The organism is Streptomyces glaucescens (assembly GCF_002154375.1).
Taxonomy (GTDB): domain Bacteria; phylum Actinomycetota; class Actinomycetes; order Streptomycetales; family Streptomycetaceae; genus Streptomyces; species Streptomyces glaucescens.
This window is the reverse complement of record NZ_MUND01000317.1, coordinates 1-5,281: the sequence shown is the minus strand read 5'-3', so window position 1 is coordinate 5,281 and position 5,281 is coordinate 1. Positions and strand designations below refer to the sequence as shown.

The following is a 5,281-nucleotide window of genomic DNA, read 5'->3' as shown; positions in this document are numbered from 1 at the left end:
TTTGCGGACACGACCTAGGCTGCGCGCATGACCTCATCGTCCTGGTACGTGTTCATCGAAGAAGAGCGCATCGACTTCGATGTGTGGGAGCCGGCGTGTCTTCGGCCCGAGTGGTCCCTCGTCCACGGGGAGTACGTCGAAGGCGGTGAGGAGGACGCCCGGGACGTCGGCGAGCGGCTGGCGAGAGAGCACATACCCGAGCTGATAGCGGTGGGCATGCTGCCCGGGGACCGGCCGCACCGCGGCGTCTACCGCGTGCCGGACGGCTCCCTGCTGGTCAGGGTGAAGGGCCGCCACAGGGAGTGCCGGTTCCGCGTGAGCGTGGGGGAGCTGGTGTATTCGGAGGAGGAGATCACAGCCCCCCGCCCGGAAGGGAAAGCCCCCCGGAGGAATGAAACGTTCTTCTACCTGAGGTTCCTGCTCCTCGGCTGAACACCCGGACTGGAGTGAGCCGCGTCCGGGAGTTCCGCCGTATCTCGTCGGGTGCGCGGTGTCAGCCGGCCGACTCCGCGGGAGTGCCCGTCGGCACCCGCTCGGGCACCTGGAGGTGGTACACGTGGAAGGCCCGTCCGATGACCGGCTGGGCGACGTTGCGCACCCGTACGCCACCACTGGTCATGCCGTGCTCCGTGCCCGCGTGGGCATGCCCGTGGACCGCGAGATCGGCTCCGGCGGTGTCGATCGCCTCGGCCAGCAGGTAGCTGCCGAGGAACGGGTAGATCTCCAGCGGCTCGCCCGCCAGCGTGTCCGGCACGGGGGAGAAGTGGGTCAGCGCGATCCGCGCGTCGCAGCCCTGCTCGTCGAGCCGCTCCAGCGCCGTACGCAAGCCATCGGCACACCGGCGCGTGTAGCGCACGAACTCCTTCATCAGCGGCTCGCCGAACTCCCCGGCGTTCCGGCCCGCGAAGCCGCCGCAGAACCCCTTGGTGCCGGCCACGCCGACCCGGCCCCGCCCGCAGTCCAGCACGGTCTCCTGTCCCTCCAGCACCTGGACACCGCCGTCCTGGAGGATCGCCGTGACCTCGTCGGGCTGTTCGTCGTGGTGGTCGTGGTTGCCCAGGACCGCCACCACCGGCACCCCCAGGTCCTTGACCTCCCGCGCCACCACCCGGGCCTCCTCGGGAGTGCCGTGCCGGGTCAGGTCGCCCGCGAGGAGCAGGACGTCGGCACAGTCGGGCAGGGTCTCGAACGCGGGCCGCAGCACTCCCTGGCTGTCGGGGCCCATGTGGATGTCACCGACGGCTGCGATGCGGATCATGCCAGCTCCTCCGCCTGGTCGGGGGACGACGCTTCGGCGACCACCAGGTCGCAGCGCACCGTGAGCCCGGTCAGTGTCTCGCCCACGATCCGCCCGATCTCGTCACGGCAGTGCGACGACGGCACGGTGCCGGTCACCAGCACCGAGTCCCCGTGCACCGCGACCTGCACCCCCAGCTCGGCGAGCGGCCCGCCCGCGAGACGTTCGCGCAGGTGGGCGACCCGGTAGTCCAGGTTGTTCATGGCTGCTCCTTCCGCGGAGCGATCACGTTCAGACGTTCGAGGAGGAAGAGGAAGGCGGCGGGCATCGGATCCTCGCCGCACTCCCGCCGGACCTCTTCCCAGTCGACCTTCTCCCGCAGCGCCCGGGCCACGGGGAGCACCGCACCGAAGTCGCAGTAGTGCTCCGTGAACGCGGAGACCAGGCTCGCCACCAGGTCCGTGGCGGACAGCACCGGCATCAGGACCGACTGCACCGGCATCTCCTCGGCCCGGTTCAGCATCTCGGTGCTGACCGGCCGGTGCGCCAGCCGGAAGATGATGTCGACGGACTGCCCGAAGCACTCGGTCTTCAGCAGCCAGTCCTCCGGTGGGATCCGCACCTCCAGACCGCCCTCGCGCAGTGTCGCCGCGACGGTCTCCGCGTCCTCCGGGCGGACGCAGAAATCGGCGTCGTGCTGGAGATTCGTGCCCGCGCCATGCGTGTACGCGGCGACGCTGCCGGCCAGCGCGAACCGGTGCCCGTTCCGCTTCAGCAGCGTCCCCACCTGCTTGGTCGCCTCCAGGATGGCCTGCGTCCGGTCCCGGGGCAGGTCCGGCGTCAGGTCCGGGGGCGGACTCTGCGTCCCGGGTACCTCGGGCGGCACGAGATCGCCCACCGCCGCGGCCGACTGCGTTTCACCGGCCCACGCTCGCCGGGCGGATGCCGGGTCGCCGTTCTGCGTCATTTCCACTCCCTCTCGCCGCGCGTGACAACCGGAACCGAGTACGTGACAGCGGGTACCAAGTACCCGGGACGCCTCTGGTGATGACAGGACCGGTTCACGGGCGGGCCACCACCCGCAGCGTCCGCACCGAGGAATCCGCCGCGTCCGGGATGAGCACCCCGTGCTCGACACCGCTGCGCAGGTAGTCCAGCACCTCCGCGGTGATGACCTCTCCCGGCGCGATGGCGGGTACCCCGGGCGGGTACGGGCTGATCATCTCCGCGCTGATCCGTCCCACGGCCCGCTCCACGGGCACATGCTCGACCGGCGCGAAGAACGCGTCCCGCGGCAGCATCGCCTGCTCCAGTTCGAGCGCCGACGGCTCCGGCAGGTGCACCGGCGGCTGCCGCTCGATCGTGTCGGCCTTCTCCACCAGCGACCGCAGGGCGTCGATCAGCAACCGCTCGGTCTCGTCGTCGTCGGCATGGGTGATCGAGGCGCTGATGCGGCAGCTGTCGGAGCCGCCGACGTCGACATGCCGGTGCGCCCGCAGCCACTCGGCCGCCTGCATCCCGCTGATGCCCAGCTCCCGCACGTCGATCACGATCTTGAGCGGGTCGAGGTCGGCGGCGAGCCCCTCGTCCACGATCTCGCGGCCCATGACCCGCAGCCCCGGCAGCTCGTCCGCCGCCGCCCGGATCCGCCGCGCCCGGGCGAGCGCGGTGTCCAGCAGCTCGCGCCCGTGCTCCACCATCTGACGCCGCCAGCCGTCCAGGGTGGCGTACACCAGGGCCGAGGCGCTGGTGGTGCCCAGCAGGTCCTCCCGCTGCTTCAGCACCTCCGAGGCGACCCGGTCGTACTGCAGGTGGAACACCGAACTCTGCTCGATCGCCCCGCCCATCTTGTGCACGCTGGTCACGACCAGGTCGGCCTCGGCGTCCATCCCCCAGGCCGGCAGGTCCGGGTGGAACGGCAGATGGGCGCCCCACGCCTCGTCCACGATCAGCGGTACGTCGAACTCGTGGCAGGCCCGGGCCACCCCGCCCACGTCGGCGCAGGTGCCCCAGTCGGTCGGGGTGATCAGCAGCATGCCCTTCGCGTCCGGGTGCTCCCGCAGCCGGTTGCGTACGTCCTCGGGCTCCGGCGGGTGCGCCAGGTGCCGTTCGGCGTCGAACTTCGGGTGCACCCAGATCGGCTCCACGCCGTTGACGACGACGGCCGCCACCACGGACTTGTGCGCGTTGCGCGACAGCAGCATCTTCTCGCCGGGGCCGGCCACGGCCAGCATCGCCGTCTTCACCGACAGCGAGCTGCCGCACGTGGAGAAGAACGCCTCCGTGGCGCCGACCGCGTCGGCCATCAGCTCCTGCGCCTGGCTGAGCACCCCCTGGGACTGACGGCGGTCGTCGAGCCCGTTCAGGGTGAGCACATCGGAGCGGAAGACGTCCATCCCCACGATGTCCACCACTCGCGGGTCCGCACCCCGGCCCTGCTTGTGGCCCGGCGGTCCGTACGCCACGTCCCCCCGGCGCCGGAACTCCTGAAGGGCCTCCAGTACAGGGGCGCGCGAGTGGTCCATCGTTCCTCCCGGATCGTGAGTGGCGGGAACACCGGTCGCGGGGCGTCGCAGGTCGCGGCCGGTACCGGTCGGGCCGCGTCGGACGGCCGTACCGACCGTGTTGCACCGTCACGCCGAGCGAAACTCCGCACGACGTCACACTCCGCGATCAGTGCCTCCTCACCCGTGGTCCGGCCGCCCCCGAGCGGCCACGAGACCTTGTGTGTGTCGAGGCGCCGCCCGGTGGAACCCGTGCGGGGCACGCACGACACCGCGGACGCCCGGGGAGGCCACGTGGCCCACACGCTCGACGACGTCGACACCCCCCTGAACGCCGAGGTGGCCCGCCGGGCCGACGAACTGTGGGACATCGCCCTGCGCCTGCACGCCGACCCGGAGTACGCCTTCGCCGAGCACCGGTCGGCAGCCCTGCTCACCGGCGTGCTCGAACGTGAGGGGTTCGCCGTCGAGCGTCAAGTGGCGGGACTGCCGACCGCGTTCACCGCGCGCTCGGGCCACGGCCGGCCCGCGGTGGCGCTGCTGCTGGAGTACGACGCGCTGCCCGGTCTCGGTCATGCCTGCGGCCACAATCTGATCGCCGCGGCCGGCCTGGGCGCGGCCCTCGCGGTCCGTACGGTCCTCGGCGGCACGCCCGGTTCCGTGCTGGCGGTGGGCAGCCCGGCCGAGGAGGGCGGCGGCGGGAAGGTCCTGGAGGCGGAGGCCGGCGTGTTCGACGACGTGGACGCCGCGCTGATGTTCCATCCCGGCGTGTACGACTGGATGCGGGCCCCGCTGACCGCCCAGGTGCAGTACCGGGTCGGATTCCACGGGCGCGCCGCCCACCCCACGGGCAACCCGACGGAGGGCATCGACGCGCTCGCCGCGCTGATCGAGCTGTTCAACGTGGTGCACGGCATCGGCCGGCGGCTCCCGCAGGCGTCCCACATCCAGGGGATCGTCACCCAGGGCGGCACGGCCACCAACATCGTCCCCGAGTACGCCGAGGGCCGCTTCGGCCTGCGCGCCGCCACCACCGCCGAGCTGGAGGACCTGGTGGAGCAGGTGCGCACCTGCGCCGAGGGCGTCGCCCTCGCCACCGGGACCCGGGCCGAGATCGAGCGGGCCACCGTCCGCTACGAACACTTCCGCGACAGCGATGTCCTCTCCGAGCGGTTCGCCGGGCACCTCGCCCGGGCGGGCATCACCCTCACCCCGCCCGTCCCCGGCGTCCACCTCGGCTCCTCGGACATCGGGAACGTCAGCTCGCGGGTGCCCGCCATCCATCCGTTCGTCGCCATCATGGGCGCCGACGGATCCGATCACACCCCCGAGTTCGCCCGCGCGGCGGCCTCGGACCGGGCCCGAACGGTACTGACCGCCGTCACCGGCGCTCTGGCCCGCACCGCGGCGGACGTCCTGCTCGACGCGGACCTGCGCGCGACGGCGTGGGCCCGGCACCGCGAGCCGGAGGCGCGTCAGCCGTCACGGCGGGGCCTCGCGGAGACGTCGGCGGCGCCCGGCGGTGCGGGCCAGAGCGCCG

At 72.3% G+C, this 5,281-nt stretch carries 6 protein-coding genes; 2 read left to right on the top strand and 4 right to left on the bottom strand.

All coding sequences use genetic code 11. From position 1 onward, the window contains the following. The first annotated feature begins 27 nt into the window (after positions 1-27). Positions 28-432: a hypothetical protein gene (locus tag CCN42_RS20975; protein WP_086737791.1), complete on the top strand. Its 405-nt coding sequence runs from the start codon at positions 28-30 to the stop codon at positions 430-432. A gap of 61 nt (positions 433-493) precedes the next feature. Here CCN42_RS20975 and CCN42_RS20970 read toward each other — a convergent pair whose 3' ends face one another. The 4 genes from CCN42_RS20970 to CCN42_RS20955 form a co-directional block, all read right to left on the bottom strand. Continuing rightward, on the bottom strand, positions 494-1,258 hold the full coding sequence (locus CCN42_RS20970) for a metallophosphoesterase family protein (protein WP_086173239.1): 765 nt from the start codon (positions 1,256-1,258) through the stop codon (positions 494-496). Further along, positions 1,255-1,500, bottom strand: a complete 246-nt coding sequence (locus CCN42_RS20965; RefSeq protein ID WP_086173240.1) for a hypothetical protein — start codon at positions 1,498-1,500, stop codon at positions 1,255-1,257. Before CCN42_RS20965 ends, CCN42_RS20970 begins: the two co-directional genes overlap by 4 nt. Next, the gene (locus CCN42_RS20960) at positions 1,497-2,204 is read right to left on the bottom strand and encodes a nucleotidyltransferase family protein (RefSeq protein WP_086737789.1); all 708 of its coding nucleotides are present in this window, start codon (positions 2,202-2,204) and stop codon (positions 1,497-1,499) included. Before CCN42_RS20960 ends, CCN42_RS20965 begins: the two co-directional genes overlap by 4 nt. A gap of 94 nt (positions 2,205-2,298) precedes the next feature. Beyond that, positions 2,299-3,762 carry an aminotransferase class I/II-fold pyridoxal phosphate-dependent enzyme gene (locus CCN42_RS20955; protein ID WP_086737787.1) on the bottom strand — a complete coding sequence of 488 codons (1,464 nt, stop codon included), beginning with the start codon at positions 3,760-3,762 and terminating at the stop codon, positions 2,299-2,301. 273 nt (positions 3,763-4,035) lie between these two features. Between CCN42_RS20955 and CCN42_RS20950 the strand changes: the two genes are divergently transcribed. Then, a partial coding sequence (locus CCN42_RS20950; RefSeq protein WP_107427623.1) for an amidohydrolase occupies positions 4,036-5,281 on the top strand: 1,246 nt, incomplete at its 3' end.